The sequence below is a fragment of the Kamptonema animale CS-326 genome (assembly GCF_028330895.1).
GTDB classification, from domain to species: domain Bacteria; phylum Cyanobacteriota; class Cyanobacteriia; order Cyanobacteriales; family Microcoleaceae; genus Kamptonema; species Kamptonema formosum.
This window is the reverse complement of record NZ_JAQMUA010000105.1, coordinates 1-19352: the sequence shown is the minus strand read 5'-3', so window position 1 is coordinate 19352 and position 19352 is coordinate 1. Positions and strand designations below refer to the sequence as shown.

Sequence of the window (19352 nt, the reverse complement as noted above, 5' to 3'; positions counted from 1 at the left end):
TGAGGATAACCTTTTTGGGATAAAACCGCAAAAAGCTTAATTCTCAAAAATTGGATCGGATTTTCTGCTGATATTCACACTACCATTAATATTGGTATTAATCAGACAGCCCTAAAGACGCAGTAACAGTTACAGGTAGTTCCTGAAAACCTGAATACTTAGATAGTGCCACTCTTCGATCCCACTTTCGCACCGCGTCCGACAAAAGTAGAATATTAGTTTTTGGAGAAAGGCAAAACAGAGCGTTCGATTTCAGGTATTCAGGATTTACGCAGCGATCGGGAAAAATTATGGTTTGAGATTGCTTCCCTTGGTTGGCAATGACAGAAAATCGTAGCGATCGCGTAAGTCTACATATTTACAGTTGGCGGGAGGGAATTGACAGTGAAGTACAAAGAAAAAAATAGCTTCAAAACTGGAGTCAAATGGTTACTGTGGTCTAGTTTTCTGACTCTAGGTATTGGCGGCGGATTATTCGCCTACGGCTTATATCAAAATCGACCTCCAGAACCCGTAGGAGTGCGCTTGATACCCGTCCAACTCGGCGATATTGAAGATACGATTAATGAAAGCGGTACTATTGAATTTGGCAATCAACAAACCCTAAAATCACCTCTTGACGTTACCGTTGATGAAGTGTTAGTACAAATAGGGCAAAGCGTTACATCTGGTCAGAGCTTGATCGCGCTTCGCAATCCCCAAAGAGAAACAATACTCGGCAAGCAAGAGTTAGCAATTCAGAAAGAAAAACTCACTTTAGAAAATTTACGCCAAAAACTCTTAGAAGCCCAGACAAAGCTAAGTATAGCTAAAGAAACACTTCAATATTATAGATCCGTGCGAAATGACGAATTGCTCGCTATTCAAAAACAAGAACTTGCCTTAGCCAATAATCGCAAAAAAGTTATTGAAGCTGAGGAAAATTTGGCTGCGGCTGAGCGGAAACTCATCGATCAGAAAGCATTACTTGACAAGGGTTACATCGCTGAAAATGAAGTGCGATCGCAAGAAGATCAAATTCGCATTGCTAAAGCCAACCTACGAGATGCACAGTTTCAAATTAACACCGATCTGCTCGATCTCAAAAGTCTGAAAAATCAGCGAAGAGACAAAGAGCAAGAACTTCAGGAAAAAGTTATGATTGCTGAGTCAGAGGTGCGACAAGCTCAGTTAGAAGTGAGTACAAATAGCCGCAACTTTCAAACTTCTCTGCTTGAATACCGAGAAAAAGAAGAGGAGCTAAAAAACAATATTGTAACTGCACCTATTGATGGTAAGGTACTTGATATCAAAGTTAAAAATGGTGACGGAGTAGCGCGGGGAACCGAACTTTTGACATTAGGCGATCCATCACAAGAACTGGTAAAACTACAGCTTTCTACACTCAATGCTGCTAAAGTCAGACCGAATCAATTAGCCCGTATTAGTATTATCGGGCCGAATGCTAAGCAGTTTTCAGGAAGGGTGGAAAGCTTGTTTATGATGGCGGGTAGCGGTGAGGGCAAGGGCAATGACGGATCTAATGGAGGTGGTCCAGCAACAGTGCCGGCAACGGTGAGATTGGACGCTCCATCGGGCATCTTGATTCCAGGGAGTAAAGTTAGTGTGGAGATAGTTTTGCAGCAGCGCCTGAAGGTGGTAGTTTTGAATACGGAGGCGATTGTGCGATCGCAACCCAAGCCTTTTGTGTGGATTCGTGATAGTCAAGGCAAAGCCCAAAAACGACCAGTTATATTAGGTTTAGAAGGATTAACGCAGGTAGAAGTGAAATCTGGTTTACGACCAGGCGAGAGTATTGTAATACCCCCTCCTGAAGCTGCTTTAGAGCCGGGAACTCCTATTCAGGAAGAAAAAGCAACTAAAAAGAAAGAAAAAACAGAGCCTGACGATACCGAATAAAAATTAAATAGTATCAGCAAATTAACTAATTTATTAAGGGACGAAATATTAAGTTTTAATTGCTTATGAGTCTTTCACCTATTGACCTCCTCCGCCTTACTTGCCTTTCCCTGAGTGGCAACATTTTGCGATCGGTACTAACTACAGTTGGAGTTTTCATGGGTGTAGCGGCGGTAAGTGCAACGCTTCAAGTTGGTAGTATTAGCCGCGCCGTAATTGCCAAGCAATTAGCTGAGCGAGAAGCACCTCAACTTAGTATCTACGTCTGGGATGAAGAAGGAGGTTTGAAGTTAGAAGATATGGAATTTTTGCGGCAGCGGCTGAAAGGTATTCAAGCAATTAGCACATCAAATTGGTTCGGTTTCAATGGCAACAAAGTTGTATTTCAGGCTGAAGAAGCAGAACCAAGTATGAACGCTGTTTCTCAGGACTATTTACTGACATCGGGGCGACAGTTAATGGCGGGACGATTTTTTTCGCCTACTGATTTTGCTGACTATCGACCAGTGGTGGTAATCGATGAATTACTAGCAGAAAAACTTTTTAAAGGTGACGGGGAGCCTGTAAATAAACGGATTTATTCTGGCAACCTACCTTACATTATTGTTGGCGTGATGGAGAGCAAGCAACCTTCGTATGGCGAACCAAAAGGTGAAATGTTGGTGTCGATGTCAGTTTACAAGGCTATGACAGGGAGCCAGAGAATTCAGGAAATTTTGGTGCGCCCTTACAACCTCAAAGATATTAAAGGGATGGAAAAGCAGGCAAAAAAGGTTTTGAAGCAGCGCTTTCCCAAGGCAGAAATTTATGTTAGTAACAATGTTAAGAAAATTTTGGATCAGCAGGAAACTCTGGAACTCTCTTCGCGAGGGCTATTAGCTGTGGGGGTAATTTCGCTGTTGGTGGGAGGTATTGGTATTGCTAATATTACGATCGCGGCCGTAACGGAACGCACCCCGGAAATTGGTTTAAGACGCGCGATCGGGGCTACTCAACATGATATAATGTTACAGTTTATTTTAGAAGCAGTTATTCTTAGCTTAGTCGGGGGAATTGCTGCTATTGTAACGGTACATGGGTTGACAACTGTTGTTGCTGATGTTTTTAAGTTACCTTATAAATTTGATAGCCATACAGCAGCTTTGGCTTTAGGATCGGCATTAGCAGTGGGTGTGGGAGCTGGATTTCTCCCAGCTCTACGAGCTAGTCAACTCGATCCTGTGAAAGCATTGCGTCAAGGGTAGCTATCTGGTGGAAATCATCATGAAATTACTTACATAATCAATTAAATCTAGCTAATTAAACGTAAAATACACAGGACTTACGCACGTTGAGGCTAGAAACCGGGTTTCTTCCTAGAAACCTTGTTGAGAATCTTTGATTTTTCTAAGAAACCCGGTTTCTTTGCGTAAGTCCTGATACAGACGATCAAAAAGCTCAATTTATAAGCATTATACCTTCTATTTTTTACCTCCCTTCTTCCTTCTTCCTTCTTCCTTCTTTCTTCACTTGATTTAGCATGACTGAGCATTCCAACGAAAATCATCTCAAAAATAGTGATTCTGTTCCTCGCTACGAGATTCCTTGGATATTTCGTTTGAGTCTAATTATGCTTGTAACTTGTGGGGTATTGGCGATACTTGCTGTTGCTTTTAAGTCTAGTTCAACAGTTAAAAGTGATATTAGTTCTAAATCTGGGAGCGTGCCTAAAATATTGCCACTTCCCACTGCAAAATCTACTTCATCTATCCAAAATATACCGCCAAATCAGACAATAATCCAACCCCAAAATCAGAGAGAAGCGGTAACGGTAAACCAGGGAATAATGATAGCTCAATCTCAAGGCGAAAATCCCACAAGTACAATCAAACAGTCATCAATTGCTAATGCCCAATCCCCAAGTCCAGATTCCCAAATATTAACAACTTCTACTATCACTCAAAACCCTCCAATTCAACCCGAATCAATAGTAATTTCTGAAGTCATACCAAGTCCAGAAAGAATAGCAGAGCCAACACCTGAAAATAGCCCAAAGGCAACTATTCAACAGCAATCCATAGAAGATGAAGCAGGGGTTGAACTCACCCTATCGGAAGTTGTATTTTTAGGTTTAGAAAACAATAGAGATATCAAAAATCAATATCTAGAACGTATAGCACAAAAACAAGATTTAGCCGTAGCAGAAGGTGAATTTGTCCCTATTTTTACACCGCAAGTATCAGTGTCAGCACTTCGTTTGAGAAGTGGCGAAAGTGCTGCTACTGGCGAAGTTGATTTATCAGCAAAGGTTTCTGTTAAAATTCCTAGTGGAGGAGAGATCGGCTTTTCATGGGCGGCTCAAAGACAAAGGCAAGATGCGAATGGTTTTAGCATTAATAGCGATGGCTCCTTGAGCCAAAATTTACAACTAAGTTTCAATCAACCTCTTTTAAGAGGAGCAGGAGTTGCTGTCAATAGAGCACCTATTGAGATTGCTCGCCTTAGTGAAAAAATCAATATTTTAACTTTAAGATCGACACTAATTGATACAATTACCTTGGCAATCTTATCCTATCGAGAGCTGATTAAGGCTCAAGAACAAGTTAAAATTTCGCAAAGTTCTCTGCAAATTGCCCGTCAGCAATTGGAGATTAATCAGGCTTTAATTGAGGCAGGAAGACTAGCAAAAGTTGAAATTTTTACAAGTGAAAAAGCTGTAGCAGATCAAGAAGTAGCAGTATTAGCTAGTGAGGAGCAATTGAAGAGAGCAAGATTAGCACTGCTCCAAATTCTAGACTTAGATCGCAATCTGAATATTATTGCAGTAGAAGTTGCTCCCCAGGAAGAAAAACCTCTGGATTTTAATAATATTATAAAATTAGCTCTGTCAAATAGTCCTGATTATTTACAAGCACAACTCAACAGGGAAATCGCTAAATATCGTTTATTGGTAGCGGAAAATAATCGAAAATGGAATTTGGGCGTGAATGCAAGTTATAATAATAATGCTAGTAATTTTTCAGACAGCAACTCTGATTTGAGGGCGGGTCTGGTTTTGACTCATGAATTTGGAAATAGGAGAATAGAGCAAGAGTTTCAGCGCAGTCGTGTTAACCTATTGAAAGCTGAAAATGATTTAAAGGAGCGAAATCAAAGGCTAGAAATAGATGTAAGAAATGCTATTAGAGATGTAAATTTGAATCTGAGACAAGTGGAACTAGCACAGAGGTCAAGGGAGTTAGCCGAGCGGCAATTAGAAATAGAGCAAGATAAAAGAAGATTGGGAGTGGGTAGTTCTCGGAGTATTGATATTGTGACTTTTCAGAATGCTTTAATAGATGCTAGAAATGCGGAACTTAATGCTAGAATTAACTATCTAAATGCTTTGACAAATCTCGATCAAATAATAGGTACTACTTTGGAAACTTGGCAGGTTATGATTGAAAATAAATAATTTTGTTGCTTATTGGTTGTTAATTGTTAGTTGTTATCGGATTGAATATGAAAAGTGAATCCTCAATTTTTATCCAAGTTGAAGATATTGGAAAGCCTACAGAATCAAAACTTACGCAGCGTTTAGACCTTTGGCTTTCCAATGAGTTACCAGATTTGTCGCGATCGCGCATCCAAAATCTGATATTACAAGGCAATGTTACAGTCAACAATCTCATCTGTACCTCCAAAAAAGAAAATGTAAAAAATGGCGATCGCATTCACATCGCTATTCCTGACGCTGAACCCTTAGATTTGAAACCAGAAGCTATTCCTCTAGATATTCTCTACGAAGACGAATCCCTAATTATCATTAACAAACCTGCTGGTTTAGTCGTCCATCCCGCCGCCGGACATCCAGGGGGAACCTTAGTAAATGCGCTTTTGGCTCATTGTCCCTTAGCAGAAATTGGGGGAGTTTTGCGGCCGGGAATTGTGCATAGATTAGATAAAGATACCAGTGGCGCGATTGTAGTCGCAAAAACTGATTTTGCTCACCAACATTTACAAGCTCAATTAAAGGCTAAAACTGCCCGACGCGAATATTTAGGTGTTGTTTATGGCACACTAAAAACTGAAAATGGTACAATAGATTTACCGATTGGGCGACATTCTGTAGACCGCAAAAAAATGGCTGTAGTCACTATAGAAAAAGGCGGTCGTTCTGCGGTCACTCACTGGCGAATTCAAGAAAGATTGGGTAATTATACATTGATGCACTTCCAGTTAGAAACTGGTCGTACTCATCAAATTCGCGTACACGCGGCCCAAATAGGGCATCCTATTGTTGGCGATCCAGTTTACAGTTCAAATCATGATATTGGTGTAAATTTGACAGGACAAGCACTACACGCATGGCGATTAAAGTTAGAGCATCCAGTTTCGGGTGAATTGATAGAAGCGATCGCACCTTTACCCGCTCAATTTAATACTCTTTTAGAGGTTTTGCGGCGGCGTGCGGGAGTATAGTAAATTTCTTGTAGGGTGGGCGCTCGCCGAAACCATATTAGCTTTCTGGTTACAAGATTTTTGCGGCGAGCGCCCACCTTACTTACGTTTTGGGTAATGGTGGTCACAAAGCGTGCTTAACCCAAGCTACATTTTTCTGCTTAGCAATGCGTTAGATAAGCCTAGCCATCGCGTCTCAATCTATATTTTACCGCACAACTTTCTCCATATAATCTCCCCACAATTGGGCCGCATTAGCGCTACCTCCAGCAGTGGGAGTATTATCATCATTACCTAACCAAACTCCCGTCACTAATTCTTGACTGGGAATATAACCAATAAACCATAAATCAACATTATCATTAGTAGTTCCAGTTTTTCCCGCCTCTCCTAATCCTAAAAAAGCACTTCTTCCCGTCCCTCCTTCCACCGCACCTTGCAATAATCCAGTCATTGTATCGGCGACTTGAGCCGATAGCACTTCCTGATTACGCGCCGGATCGTTTTGATATTCATAAATCACGCGACAACTATCAACATTATCCCGCTCTTTACAATCGCTACTATCAATAATTCGCTTAATGGCATGGGGACGATTGGCGATGCCGCGATTAGCTAAAACCCCAAAAGCACCAGTCATTTCTAATACATTTACTTCGCTTTGTCCCAATACTAAACCAGGTACAGAATTAAGTTTAGACTTAATACCTAAACGCCTAGCCATTTGCACTACATTATCTAAACCTACATCCTGTGCAACCCTTAAAGCGATCGCATTTTCAGACTGGGCTAAACCCCGATACATATCGGTACTGCCACCGCTGCGTTCGCAACCATTAAAAGTTTGTCCTCCCCAACTTAGGGGCGCACAAGAATAAACTTTGCCAGGGGAGATTCCTTGTTCAATTGCTGCCGTATAAGTAAAGATTTTAAACGTCGATCCGGGTTGTCTTAGGGCTTGCGTAGCTCGATTAAATTGACTTTGTAAATAATCTACGCCGCCAGCTAAAGCTAAAATTTCCCCTGTGCTAGAATTAAGAGTAACGACTGCACCTTGAGAAAATCCCGCTGCGGCTCCTGAATTATTCACGCTATCTCGGAGGGAATTTTCAGCAGCTTTTTGGATGGTGGGATTTAAACCTGTTTCGACAATAAAATTGCCTTCTCTGGCTAACTGTTCCCCTAATAAAAACTCCAATTCGCTAAAAATATAACTGTAGAAATAAGGGGCGATCGTACTTTGTAGAAATTCTCGCGCCTTCGGGTTAATTTCAATGCGCGATCGCCTCGCCCGATCCGCTTCATCCTGGGAAATCATTCCCATTGCTCGCATCCTTTCCAACACGCGATCGCGATACTCCACCGCTAACTGATAATTCTGAATCGGATTAAAACTATTCGGCGCAGGCAAAATCCCCACCAGCGTCGCCGCCTCTGACAAGCTTAAATCCTTCGCCGACTTACCAAAATAAAATCGAGCCGCATCCTCAAACCCGTAAAGGTCAATACCCAAAAACACGCGGTTTAAATAAGTCTGCAACAGCTCATCTTTACTGTAAAATGTCTCCATCTTCAGCGCCACTACCGCTTCCCGTAATTTGCGGCCGGCGGAATCTTGAGTGCCTACATAATCTCGAAATAAACTCCTGGCTAATTGCTGCGTGATCGTACTCGCACCTTCCCGAATCGTACCACCCCGGACATTTGTCAATACAGCTCGTAAAATCCCTAACGGATCGACACCCAAATGCCAGTTATAGCGCGAATCTTCAGAGGCAATTACTGCTTTTGGCAAATAAGGTGAAAAATCTCGTAATCGCTTTAATTCCAAGTGAGCGTTGTTATTAGGCGGCCGCAGGGGTGTTTGTCCATCACGGGCGTAGACGATTACAGGCCCGGTGACAGTCCTTGGCATTGGTCTAACATTGAATTTTGTCCACTCGATACCTACCAATGTCGCCGCGATCGCACTTAGTCCCGTAAAGCCATAAAAACCGTAGCGAACAGCTTTCACGTACCACGCAGGCGGATTTACATACTGAATTGTCACGGCGGCGGCTAATTCAGGCGGCCCCAGGGTGAAGATATCGCCGTGACGGAGGGAAATGCTTTTAATTCGGCGTTTACCGCGATAGATACCGTTGGTAGAGTCTTCATCTCGGAGTACGAAGGGCGATCGCCGCACAGAGTCCCGCGACAGAGACAGGTGAACCTGACTGACTACGGGATTGCGAATCACAATATCGCAGGATTTGGAAGATCTGCCCAATAAGTAGCGATCGCCTAACAACGGAAATTTTTCCGCATCGGGTGCGCCCGCATCCTGAACCCAGAGCTCAGGTACTTTAGCATTGGGTTTAAGCGCCAACTGCTTAAAATTAACATTGGCGATCGTCTGGACTACTTGGGTAATCGCACCCAAGATGGTTTGAGGTTTCCGAGGCGGCTGGGGTGGTGTCATGAATTTAGCTATCAGCTTTGAGCATATCAGCTATCGCTTATTCTACTCGCAACTCCAAGAAGGCTGGAGAGCATTCCTGAGAGGCTAAGTCAGGACTTACGCACTCTCTACCATTTTCTGTCATTGCGAGTCAAGCGCAGCGCGTCAAGCGCAGCGCAGTTGCGAGGAACGAAGCAATCTGAGGAACGAAGCAAGCCCGAAGCAATCTCAAACCCAAGTTTTTTCTACCCTATCCTTAACTCCTGACTCTTAAAAGCGGACTGAGGACTGAGGACAATTGATTTTAGGATACACCAAGATTCTTTTTCGACAAGTCTATACCCAATGCGATCGCATCAAATAGTTTTCGCTCAGTTATCCCTGCTTTCTTTGCTTCCAGCTTCATTCCGACTCCTGTTGAGAATTGTTTCTCGGTGGCGGCGAATTTCTGAAAATTGCAATCAGCAAGCAAATAATCCCTGCATTGATAAATACATCCGCCAAATTGAATACCGGGAACCGAATCAGCCGAAAATCCAGAAAATCCACCACTGCACCTGAGATAAAGCGATCGATCCCATTGCCAAGCGCTCCCCCTAAAATCAACCCGTAGCCAACCTGTTCCCAGCGATTTAGCCTCGGCCCAAACCAAGCTAATACCATTAAACCTATACTCACTGCTAAAGAAAGCCAGCGTAACCAATTTACACCACCGTTGCTAAATAAACTAAAAGCAGCGCCAGTATTAGTAACGTAAGTAAAATGAAATACTCCCGGCCACAAAGGCAGTGTTTCAGGGGGGACTTTCAGATCGAAAGTTTGCACTACCCAAAACTTACTCAGGTGATCTAAAATTAGGCTAATCGGAGCAGCAACCCAGAACAGGGGATTTTTCTTAAAACGCATGAAATAGTTAGTTGTTGGTTGTTAGTTATTAATTGTTAGTTGTTGGTTGTTAGTTGGTAAAACTGACTAAGCTGAAAATGTTGCAATTAATTGTCAAATATTAACCACTAACCACTAACCACTTACAATTAACAAATCAATAAAACATTACGCATCTTAGAAAAAATGCTAACACTGTAACAGCACAAACTAATGCTAACTGACCGGGCAGAGGATAAACCGAGTATTTCAGAATCGCGGGCATTAGAGGCAAGGTTTTTAGAGTTGTCAAGTGCAGGAAGTGCGCCGCAACCAGATAACTTAAACCTATCACATGAACGCTGAGTAAACCGCACAAACAACTAAAAGCAAGAGATTCTAATCGTGGCGGCATTTTAAAGGCAAATCTGCCGCATAGCCATGCACCAGGGATAAAACCTAGCAAATAACCAAAAGTTGGCTCTTGGAGATAACCAAAACCGCCGCCTTGAGAAAAGACTGGCAATAAGGTTAAGCCTAACGCTAAATAGGCAATTTGAGAAAGGGCAGCAGCGGTTTTACCTCCCAGACAACCCACCAGTAAGACGGCTCCAATCTGATAGGTAACTCCAAGCGATCGCGGCTCTAGTCCATGCTCCCAAATTAAGGCGGGATTGGCGACGAAGGCTTCTAAAAAAGTGCCGCCAATAGTAAGGAGCAAACCGACAACGGCCCAGAGTAATTCAATGGGAGCAGGCATAGGAAAAATTAGAAATTAAAAATTGAAAACTGAAAGTTTAGAAAATCCATTTCCACATGATGATAGGGTGATCGCACTACAAGTAACTACTATAGCCTTTCTCAGAGAGATGAGGTACGTTAGATTCTATGTATATCAAGGCTTTTGAGCTTTAATATATACCTCATCTTTCTAAGAACCGCTATATCAACCTTTGTAGTTCTACAACACGCTGTTTACTATACCGCTTTTGTAAATTCATGTGTTTCTCTACAACTATCTTAAGTGTCATCATCTCATACCCTTAAATTTCTGATATTGGTAAGCTGGTGGTTCCCATTTACAGATAGACTCTGGCTTAAGAGGGCAAGTTTTGGGAGAGATCGGATTTCCGCTGAGCTCAAGCTTTGTTAGTAGAGGCAAGGATCGTAAGGGTTTGATGTCGCTAATTTTATTATTGTTGAGGTAAAGCTCAATCAGGTTAGTCAAAGATTCCAAGGGTTTAATGTCACTAATTTTATTATTGTCGAGGAAAAGTCCAGTCACCTTGGTCGGTAAAGATTTTAAAGGTTTGAGGTCGCTGATTTCATTTAAGCTAAGGTAGTATGCTTGCAGGTTAGGCAAAGATTGCAAGGGTTTGATATCGCTGATTTTATTGTTTTCGAGGTATATCTGATTTAGCTTAGTCAAGGATTGCAAGGGTTTGATATCACTGATTTTATTACTGTCGAGGTAGAGATGAGTTAGATTAGTCAAAGATTGTAAGGGTTTGATATCACTGATTTTATTGTCATTGAGACGGAGCAGTTGCAAGTTAAGCAAGGATTGCAAAGGTTGGATGTTGCTGATTTGATTCCTGCTAAGAGAGAGCGTTCTCAGGTTAATCAAAGATTGCAAGGGTTGAATGTCGCTGATTTTCTTGTTACTGAGGATGAGTACTGGTCTCCTCAAAAGGTTCTGATTAGCCGCATCACAATCAGTAGTCTGCACTGTCTGCAACAGCACCTCAACAGTATGTTTAGCTTCAGGACTCAACGAAGCCCTATTTTTACACCAATCAGCAAATGTTTTTCCACTGTTTACCGTTTCCAACTTGACGTAGTACCATCCAAGCGCTCTAAGCTTAGGCAAGGATTGCAAGGGTTTGAAGTCGCTGATTGGATTGTTCTCAAGGGAGAGCGAATTCAGGTTAGTCAAAGATTGCAAGGGTTTAATATCGCTGATTTGATTGCTGTTGAAGTTAAGATAAGTTAGGTTGGTCAAAGATTGCAATGATTTAATATCGCTAATTTTATTGTTCTCAAGATCAAGAAATGTCAGTTTAGTCAAAGATTGTAATGGTTTAATGTCGCTAATTTGATTGTTGTTGAGATAGAGCATGTCCAGGTTAAGCAAGGATTGCAAGGGTTGGATGTCGCTGATTTGATTGTTGTTGAGATAGAGCCAAACCAGGCTAGTCAAAGATTGCAAAGGTTGGATGTCGCTAATTTTCTTGTTACTCAAGTTGAGGTCTTTAAGAACTGAAAGGTTCTGATTAGCCGTATCGCAGTCAGTAGTCTTGGCTCGCTGCAACAGCACCTCAACAGTATATTTAACTTCAGGACTCAAAGAAGTCTGATTCTTACACCAATCAGCAAATGTTTTAAAATTGGTCGGGGGTTCCTGTGCTGGCAAAGTGGACACCCCGCACCCCCCCAGAATCAAAGCTAGTGCCGTATATGCTACATAGATTGTCATATATTTTGGTTCAATCCCTAACTTCATACGTTCCTCTCCCAGCTCCGACGTTAATAAAAACTTGCTTCACTCTCTTATATTTCTGAGTTAATGATACTCATGCACTTCTGAGCATCCCAAGGTCAGATCTAGTTAGCGCAGGGTGTTCAAAAACTATAAATCGGTGAGGTGATTCAGAACTCCATCAAACTCACGTCTCTTGAGACTGGAGAGAGAGGGAACTCACATCATCAAACTTATCACGACATAAAAACTTTATAAATACTCAAAAAATTTAACCTTATCTTTACTTTCAGGCGATATCCTCTTATGGGATATCCTTTAGAAAGGCTCAAGCTTTTATAATCATGCTTTTTCGCATCAATCTCATCAATCCCAACCGTTTGGGTGCATCAATTTCCGCTTTAGCTTTGACAGTAGGCCTAGCTGCTTGCGGCACCAGCACCAACACTGCTACAACTGACAGCACCTCTCCGACTGCTGCTCCCGTTGCTGCTTCTACCAACGCTGCTAACACCAAACTCGCCCTCGCTACCGACGTAGGTTTAACGGGTGCTGGTGCTTCATTTCCCGCACCGCTTTACCAGCGCTGGTTCCAAGATTTCAACACCGCCAATCCAAAATTACAGATCAACTATCAGTCAGTAGGTAGCGGCGCAGGCGTAGAGCAGTTTACCAAAGGTACTGTAGACTTTGGAGCCAGCGACACCGCGATGAAAGATGAAGAAATCGCCAAAGTACCAGCAGATAAAGGAGTGCTCTTGCTGCCGATGTCCGCAGGCAGTATCGTCGTTGCTTACAACCTACCAGACGTAACTGAACTGAAATTGCCCAGAGATGTTTATGTAGATATCTTCTTGGGTAAAATTAGCAAGTGGAACGACCCCAAAATTGCTGCCGCTAACCCGGGTGCTAAGCTCCCAGACCAAAATATCACAGTTGTACACCGTTCTGACGGCAGCGGTACGACAGACGTATTCACAAAACACCTCAGCGCCATTAGTCCAGAATGGAAAGAAAAAGTAGGGGAAGGCAAGACAGTAGAGTGGCCTTCTGCTGGTAATGTTGGTGGCAAGGGCAATGAAGGTGTCACTGCATAGGCGATCGCTCTCGCTCTCAGGCAGAAAAATCACTGGATAACGCCTTTATCTGGCTAACCCGCATCTTGGGAATGGGAATTGCCGTCATCTTGCTAATCATCGCCATCACAGTTGCGATTAGAGCTTTACCCGCGATCGGGAAATATGGCTTAGGATTTCTGTTTTCCAGTAGCTGGAACCCCGTTAAAGATGAGTATGGGGCGCTACCGATGATTTACGGAACGATCGTCAGCTCTGCGATCGCGCTGTTTTTAGCAGTACCATTAGGTGTAGGAACTGCTATTTTCCTAAGCGAGGATTTTCTGCCCCTCCCAATACGCACAACGCTTGTCTTTTTGGTAGAGCTTTTAGCCGCTATCCCCAGCGTCGTCTACGGTTTGTGGGGAATTTACGTTTTAATTCCCCTGATCAGGCCTGTAGGACAATTCCTAAATGGCAGTTTCGGCTGGCTACCATTTTTCAGCACTCCTCCAGTCGGCCCTGGAATGCTACCTGCGGGAATAGTTTTGGCAATTATGACTTTGCCAATTATTACAGCAATATCTCGCGATTCTTTAGCTAGCCTTCCTCCTGAATTGCGTCAGGCATCTCTGGGTTTGGGAGCAAGTCGGTGGACTACCATTTTTAGAGTGTTAGTACCCGCTGCTTTCTCTGGAATTGTCGGCGGAATTATGCTAGGCCTCGGCCGTGCGATGGGAGAAACAATGGCTGCTACGCTGTTAATTGGAAATTCCAATCAGTTAAGCCTTTCTCTCCTAGCTCCTGGTAATACTATCGCCTCTTTGCTAGCAAATCAATTTGCTGAAGCTTCTGGCTTGCAAGTAGCAGCTTTAATGTACGCAGGGTTAATTCTATTTGCTTTAACGCTGATAGTTAATATCTTTGCTGAGTTGATTGTCTCTCGCGTCAGAGCGAAGTACAACTAGAAGTCTGCCCTATCCTTTAGAGTCTTACTTTATGTCTAGTAGCGTTGAAGAACCCAACTCTTTTGGCTCCGGTTCCCTTAGTTTAAAAAGGTCTAAAAGCAGTCCGCGATCGATTTTCAATATTGGCATGACTATCCTGGCAGGGATTTGTCTGACGATTGCCATTTTACCTTTATTTGCAGTGCTGTTATACGTTGCTTCCAAAGGTATAAACCGCCTAAATTTGGACTTGCTTACTAAACTACCTCCGGCTCCCGGACTCTCAGGAGGCGGCATAGCGAATGCCATTCTCGGCACTCTGCTCACTGTAGGAATTGGTACTTTAATTGCCGTTCCTTTTGGTGTTTTAGCCGCAGTTTATTTATCTGAGTTTAGCAAAGGTCAGTGGGCCCGTTGGATTCGTTTTGCGACTAACGTTCTTAGTGGCGTTCCTTCAATTATTGCTGGCTTATTTGCTTACGGGTTGCTGGTAGTAACTCTAGGTAATTTCTCGGCACTTGCCGGAGGTGTGGCCCTAGCAGTGCTGATGTTGCCAACTATAGTACGGACAACTGATGAAGCTTTGCAAATTGTGCCTCAAGATATTAGATGGGCCTCCGTTGGTGTGGGCGCTTCTAATTATCAAACTGTGTTAAGAGTAGTGCTACCGGCAGCAATTCCGGCTATTTTAACAGGGGTAACGCTAGCGATTGCTCGTGCTGCTGGGGAAACTGCGCCTTTAATTTTTACTGCGCTTAATTCGCCTTTTTGGCCGAAGGGTTTATTGGAACCAACTCCATCTCTGTCTGTTTTGGTTTACAACTTTGCAACAGTTCCTTTTAAAGCACAGCAGGAGTTGGCTTGGGCCGCTTCTTTGATTTTGGTGTTTTTAGTTTTGCTGACAAGCGTGCTATCTCGTTTGGCAACTCGTCAGAAAGTCTATTAGGCATCTCTGAATAATGGGTGTGCAATTCAGATCGTATCTAGGTTAAAACTTAATTTCGATCGCTATCTATTGAGTAAAAATTGAGTGGAGAATGCTTTTATGCACTTGGAAAAAGAACCTGAGACTGTTTTACAAACTGACAATATCAATATCTACTACGGTAATTTTTTAGCCGTTAAGGATGTATCTCTTAGTATTGCTAAAAATGAAATTACTGCTTTCATTGGGCCTTCGGGTTGCGGGAAAAGTACGATTCTGCGATGTTTTAACCGCCTGAATGATTTGGTATACGGTTTTCGCCTAAAAGGACAAATTTATTACCACAACCAAAATCTCTACGATGCGGATATAGATCCCGTAGAAGTGCGCCGTAAAATTGGTATGGTTTTTCAGAAGCCTAACCCTTTCCCGAAGTCAATTTACGATAATATCGCTTATGGGGCGAGGGTAAATAATTATAAGGGGGATATGGATGAGCTTGTGGAGCGATCGCTACGTCAAGCTTATTTGTGGGATGAAGTCAAAGATAAGCTTAAACAAAGCGGTTTTTCCCTGTCTGGGGGTCAGCAGCAGCGCCTTTGTATCGCGCGTGCGATCTCGATTAATCCTGATGTAGTGTTAATGGATGAACCCTGTGCTTCTCTTGACCCGATTTCAACTCTCAAAATTGAAGAGTTGATGCGAGAACTTAAAGAAAAGTACACGATTGTGATTGTTACGCACAATATGCAGCAAGCTTCCAGAGTTTCCGATCTGACTGCATTTTTTAATGCTAAACTCTCCGATGATGGCAAGCGTTTTGGCTATCTCGTCGAGTGCGATAAGACTGAAGTTATTTTCCAAAGTCCCAAGGAAGAGGCGACGCTGGAGTATGTGAGTGGGCGCTTTGGTTAAAGAGCTCAATTGTAGGTACTCTGGTTCCCCATGGGGAAGGAGAAGGCGGCTTCGTTTTGCATTCCCAATTCTTTGACCTCACCCCACCCTTCCCACTTCTCCCTCACCCTCTCCTAAAAGGAGAGGGAAAAGGAATAAATGTTTTTTTGTCAGACTGAAAAGGAATAAATTTGTTATTTGGAAGGTCGAGAAGAAATAAATAAAAAAATGCCCTCTCCCCTCATAGCAGGGCTATTTCACGCTCAGATTTTTGAATATCTGAAACTCTTGCTGAGCAAGGATTTCAATGGATTAATTTACAAATTAAATGTGTAAAAGCTTACCTCCCCTAAACAAACAAAACCCGCGAAGGCGGGTTAGGGAGTCCGTAGATGGGGACGTTGTTTATGTAGGCGCGATGTTCAATCAGTTTCGCACTCAAGCACTTTTCAACCAATTCTTGTACAAGTTTTCCTTAACCATACTTTGCCTGAGCACTTCGACTAGATACTCTTGAGCTTGCTCTAGACTCAGGTGCTTGACTTCATCGCGCAAAACTTGCAGCTTGAATTGTTGCTCTAAGCTAAGACCTGTGGGCATTTCCATAGTTCACTCCTCCAAATCTATAAGGGAGATATTTTAAGAACGACGTTGGCTCGGATTCTTTGTATCCCCTTAATTGTAAATTATAGTTACATAGTATTGACAATCTGTCCAAAGTAAACATTTTCGGACTTATCTATGTAGCAAAAGTACATCTAAGTGTGTATGGCCTTATCATAAAAGGGTGAAAACCAGGCAGGATAAGCCAAAGGAGCTAGTCTAATGGACGCAATGGAGTTTTTTCAAAGAAGTGCTGGCCTGTGGCGATCGCAGCGCAGCATCCATCACCTTGCCTTCCGACAAGCGGAATTGGGAGATTCAAATATAGAGGTGACAGCGCTGGCGGCGGACGATCCGCGAGTCGCAGAAATCTGCGCGATGCACGAAGTTGAACCTACTCAGGCGGCGGGTGGTGCTTTTGTGACTTGGCACGGCTCGATGGCCTGGGACAAAGAAGACGAGAATCACAAGGGGTCTACGGTGTTTGCGATCGTACCCGATACAGAAAATCCCAGGCAAGGTTTGATGCTGCGAGAGCGCGGCTATGCGGAAGTCATGCCCGTCGCTGGACGCTATGAGATGGATGCTGAGGATGGGTTGGTGTTAATTACAGAATACGAAACCATGAGCTCGATCGAGCGCTTCTGGTTTGCTAACCCCAATGTGCGGATGCGGACAAGCTCCGTCAAGCGCTTTGGCGGCTTCAGCACCTCTACTTTCTGCACGGAAATCCGAGTGGAACCAGAATCCCAGGCAGAGGCTCCTGCTCAGGATGAAGTCGCAACAGAGCAGTTTTACTCCGCTCTCGGCTGGTAGGGATAGAGAGAATGGGGAGTTTGGAGTTTTGAGTTTTGACTTGCAAAAGTCAGAAATTCCCCCTTCCCCTCTGTCCCTCTGGCTCCCTGACTCCCTACCCCCTACCTCCCCTGTCTGCCTAGGTCAAAAAATGTTAAAGATTGTTGCGTAATTTCAGAAAAATAAGATTTAGATTGCTAGAATCCCCTACCCTGTAATGATGGCTAGTTGTAGCAATACACTAGCTGTTGATAAAACTAGCGGCGAACTTAGGCTGTTAACCTAAGTGGAGTAAGTTCAGTAAAGGGATTTTGACATCCCTAGCTAGAGCAACTCTCTAAGTCGAAATCAATCCCCGTGTCTTCAGAGCGGGGATAGTCAAAGTGTCAACAACTTCTGAAAATTAAGATTACGGAGATTGTAACGTGGCGCTTCCTTTATTAAGCTACAGCCCTAAGAGCCAAAACCAGCGTGTTTCTGATTTTGAAACCCGGAGCGACGAGCAGCCCAGAATTTTTACAACTGAAAATGTCCTGAGTTCAGGGGACATAGAAGGTTTGATTTGGGCCGCCTATCGCCAGATTTATAGCGAACACCAGATGCTGAAAAGCAACCGCCAGGTAGCCTTGGAATCGCAACTTAAGTGCGGCCAAATTACGGTACGGGACTTCATCCGGGGTTTAGCGACTTCCGATCCGTTCCTGCGTCGGAATTACCAAACCAACAGCAACTACCGCTTTGTGGAAATGTGCGTACAGCGCATTTTAGGCCGCGATGTTTACAGCAATCGTGAAAAGATCGCTTGGTCAATTGTGGTTGTCAACAAGGGCCCCCAAGGGTTCATTGATGATTTGCTCAACAGCGAAGAGTACCTGAACATCTTTGGCTACGATAAGGTGCCTTATCAGCAGCGGCGGGTGTTGCCCCAACGGAATGTAGGGGACACACCTTTTAACCTGAAAACCCCTCGCTACGGTGAATACCACCGCTCGCAGTTGGGCTTCCCGCAAATGATTTGGCAGACAAGCGTGCGTCGTTTTGTTCCTCAAGAACAACAGGCAAAGGCTGGCGATCCGTCGCAGTATTTGAATATGGCACGGCAGATGCCGGTACCCGGAGCTCCGCCGTCGCGAGTGCCTTTGGCAAATCTCAATATCGAAACTACGGTTCCTTACCGCCGCCGATAAAATTTGCTCCTGCTTGCCAGCTTCCAGAGCGCCAGAAAGCTAACTGAATCTATCAGATGTGACTTTCGGGATTTTGAGTTTTGAGTTTTGAGGTTTGAGTTTTTGTTAACTCAGAATCCAAAACTCAGAACTCATAATTTTTTAGAAGGGTATGGAGCTAACGCGGTTGATTTAAAAAACGCCCCGCCAACATCATCGCATCTCCAATATCGACATCATTATCGCCATCGGCATCTAAAAAGGAACTCAACAGCGAATTTTGCCCTTGCTGCGGATTTTGAGCATTACTGCCCATTTGCAGTAAATTAAGTACCAGAGGAATCAAGACAGGAATCATAGCTTGAATTGTCCCCGGAGGGATACCAGTTCTTTGAGCGATCGCCTCAGTAATTTGCGTTACCTGGTTAGGATTAAATAAACTCTGAACGGCTTGAAGATTGGGAGTTGTGCCGCTGTATTGATTGACAATTGCTTGAGCTTGAGCGTTACCAGACTGCGATCGCACATCTTGCAAAGCCGAGCGCACATAACCCCCTAACATCGACACTGCCATTTGAGCCGTCCCCGGCTCGACACCATAGTTATTGCTTAGTTGTTGGACAGTACCAACAATATTATCCAACTGATTTGGACTAGCCTGCTGATTTGGATTGTCGATCGCGCCCAAAATTTGATCGAATAGTCCCATAGTTTCAACCTCCCTGTCTCATTACTAAATTCTAGAGTCTTTACTCATTAAACCCTTTACATCATATTACCAAAGAAGGGACTAGGGGCTAGGGACTAGGGACTAGGGAAAGAGGAAGATAGGGGGAGATGGGGAGGATGGGTTAATTATATCATGT

General features: G+C 43.5%; 15 protein-coding genes and 1 pseudogene. 10 read left to right on the top strand and 6 right to left on the bottom strand.

The window, feature by feature from the left end; genetic code table 11:
- Positions 1 to 384: 384 nt before the first annotated feature.
- The 4 genes from PN499_RS06055 (at position 385) to PN499_RS06040 (ending at position 6339) form a co-directional block, all read left to right on the top strand.
- Complete coding sequence (locus tag PN499_RS06055) at positions 385 to 1899, top strand: efflux RND transporter periplasmic adaptor subunit (protein WP_272030791.1); 1515 nt, start codon at positions 385 to 387, stop codon at positions 1897 to 1899.
- 65 nt (positions 1900 to 1964) lie between these two features.
- Positions 1965 to 3143 carry an ABC transporter permease gene (locus PN499_RS06050; RefSeq protein ID WP_272030790.1) on the top strand — a complete coding sequence of 393 codons (1179 nt, stop codon included), beginning with the start codon at positions 1965 to 1967 and terminating at the stop codon, positions 3141 to 3143.
- Positions 3144 to 3418: 275 nt separating this feature from the next.
- Positions 3419 to 5332, top strand: coding sequence for a TolC family protein (locus tag PN499_RS06045; protein WP_272030789.1), 1914 nt, complete (start codon positions 3419 to 3421; stop codon positions 5330 to 5332).
- Between the two features lie 47 nt (positions 5333 to 5379).
- Positions 5380 to 6339 carry an RluA family pseudouridine synthase gene (locus PN499_RS06040; protein ID WP_272030788.1) on the top strand — a complete coding sequence of 320 codons (960 nt, stop codon included), beginning with the start codon at positions 5380 to 5382 and terminating at the stop codon, positions 6337 to 6339.
- A gap of 187 nt (positions 6340 to 6526) precedes the next feature.
- On the opposite strand, the gene PN499_RS06035 is transcribed toward PN499_RS06040, so the two are convergent.
- The 4 genes from PN499_RS06035 to PN499_RS06020 all read right to left on the bottom strand — a co-directional run bounded on the left by PN499_RS06035 (position 6527) and on the right by PN499_RS06020 (position 12125).
- Positions 6527 to 8779 carry a transglycosylase domain-containing protein gene (locus PN499_RS06035; protein ID WP_272030787.1) on the bottom strand — a complete coding sequence of 751 codons (2253 nt, stop codon included), beginning with the start codon at positions 8777 to 8779 and terminating at the stop codon, positions 6527 to 6529.
- Positions 8780 to 9160: 381 nt separating this feature from the next.
- A complete protein-coding gene (lspA, locus tag PN499_RS06030; protein WP_272030786.1) occupies positions 9161 to 9664 on the bottom strand; it encodes a signal peptidase II in 504 nt (167 codons plus the stop codon).
- Between the two features lie 136 nt (positions 9665 to 9800).
- On the bottom strand, positions 9801 to 10382 hold the full coding sequence (locus tag PN499_RS06025) for a biotin transporter BioY (RefSeq protein ID WP_272030785.1): 582 nt from the start codon (positions 10380 to 10382) through the stop codon (positions 9801 to 9803).
- A 270-nt stretch (positions 10383 to 10652) separates the two neighbouring features.
- Complete coding sequence (locus tag PN499_RS06020) at positions 10653 to 12125, bottom strand: leucine-rich repeat domain-containing protein (protein WP_272030784.1); 1473 nt, start codon at positions 12123 to 12125, stop codon at positions 10653 to 10655.
- 320 nt (positions 12126 to 12445) lie between these two features.
- Between PN499_RS06020 and pstS the strand changes: the two are divergent.
- The 4 genes and pseudogenes from pstS to pstB all read left to right on the top strand — a co-directional run.
- Positions 12446 to 13195: pseudogene (gene pstS / locus PN499_RS06015) on the top strand (phosphate ABC transporter substrate-binding protein PstS); the annotation flags it as partial.
- Entirely contained in the window at positions 13195 to 14124 is a 930-nt protein-coding gene (pstC, locus tag PN499_RS06010; RefSeq protein WP_272030805.1) for a phosphate ABC transporter permease subunit PstC, read from the top strand. The pseudogene pstS and the gene pstC, both read left to right, overlap by 1 nt.
- 31 nt (positions 14125 to 14155) lie before the next feature.
- Positions 14156 to 15049 (top strand): phosphate ABC transporter permease PstA, encoded by an 894-nt coding sequence (gene pstA / locus PN499_RS06005; protein ID WP_272030783.1) that lies wholly within the window; start codon positions 14156 to 14158, stop codon positions 15047 to 15049.
- A gap of 99 nt (positions 15050 to 15148) precedes the next feature.
- Positions 15149 to 15943 carry a phosphate ABC transporter ATP-binding protein PstB gene (gene pstB, locus PN499_RS06000; protein WP_272030782.1) on the top strand — a complete coding sequence of 265 codons (795 nt, stop codon included), beginning with the start codon at positions 15149 to 15151 and terminating at the stop codon, positions 15941 to 15943.
- Positions 15944 to 16360: 417 nt separating this feature from the next.
- On the opposite strand, the gene PN499_RS05995 is transcribed toward pstB, so the two are convergent.
- Entirely contained in the window at positions 16361 to 16528 is a 168-nt protein-coding gene (locus PN499_RS05995) for an NblA/ycf18 family protein (protein WP_007353443.1), read from the bottom strand.
- A gap of 219 nt (positions 16529 to 16747) precedes the next feature.
- Between PN499_RS05995 and PN499_RS05990 the strand changes: the two genes are divergently transcribed.
- Together PN499_RS05990 and PN499_RS05985 are read left to right on the top strand one after the other, a co-directional pair.
- Entirely contained in the window at positions 16748 to 17341 is a 594-nt protein-coding gene (locus PN499_RS05990; RefSeq protein WP_272030781.1) for a phycobiliprotein lyase, read from the top strand.
- A gap of 404 nt (positions 17342 to 17745) precedes the next feature.
- A complete protein-coding gene (locus PN499_RS05985; protein ID WP_272030780.1) occupies positions 17746 to 18507 on the top strand; it encodes a phycobilisome rod-core linker polypeptide in 762 nt (253 codons plus the stop codon).
- 157 nt (positions 18508 to 18664) lie between these two features.
- Here PN499_RS05985 and PN499_RS05980 read toward each other — a convergent pair whose 3' ends face one another.
- Positions 18665 to 19195, bottom strand: coding sequence for a hypothetical protein (locus PN499_RS05980; protein WP_272030779.1), 531 nt, complete (start codon positions 19193 to 19195; stop codon positions 18665 to 18667).
- Between the last annotated feature and the right edge of the window lie 157 nt (positions 19196 to 19352).

Bases quoted from the DNA above. Each gene is read 5' to 3' on its own strand.
- PN499_RS06050 (WP_272030790.1), top strand. From the start codon at position 1,965: ATGAGTCTTTCACCTATTGACCTCCTCCGCCTTACTTGCCTTTCCCTG.
- PN499_RS06045 (WP_272030789.1), top strand. From the start codon at position 3,419: ATGACTGAGCATTCCAACGAAAATCATCTCAAAAATAGTGATTCTGTT.
- PN499_RS06040 (WP_272030788.1), top strand. From the start codon at position 5,380: ATGAAAAGTGAATCCTCAATTTTTATCCAAGTTGAAGATATTGGAAAG.
- PN499_RS06035 (WP_272030787.1), bottom strand. From the start codon at position 8,779: ATGACACCACCCCAGCCGCCTCGGAAACCTCAAACCATCTTGGGTGCG.
- lspA (WP_272030786.1), bottom strand. From the start codon at position 9,664: ATGCGTTTTAAGAAAAATCCCCTGTTCTGGGTTGCTGCTCCGATTAGC.
- PN499_RS06025 (WP_272030785.1), bottom strand. From the start codon at position 10,382: ATGCCTGCTCCCATTGAATTACTCTGGGCCGTTGTCGGTTTGCTCCTT.
- PN499_RS06020 (WP_272030784.1), bottom strand. From the start codon at position 12,125: ATGAAGTTAGGGATTGAACCAAAATATATGACAATCTATGTAGCATAT.
- pstA (WP_272030783.1), top strand. From the start codon at position 14,156: ATGTCTAGTAGCGTTGAAGAACCCAACTCTTTTGGCTCCGGTTCCCTT.
- pstB (WP_272030782.1), top strand. From the start codon at position 15,149: ATGCACTTGGAAAAAGAACCTGAGACTGTTTTACAAACTGACAATATC.
- PN499_RS05995 (WP_007353443.1), bottom strand. From the start codon at position 16,528: ATGGAAATGCCCACAGGTCTTAGCTTAGAGCAACAATTCAAGCTGCAA.
- PN499_RS05990 (WP_272030781.1), top strand. From the start codon at position 16,748: ATGGACGCAATGGAGTTTTTTCAAAGAAGTGCTGGCCTGTGGCGATCG.
- PN499_RS05980 (WP_272030779.1), bottom strand. From the start codon at position 19,195: ATGGGACTATTCGATCAAATTTTGGGCGCGATCGACAATCCAAATCAG.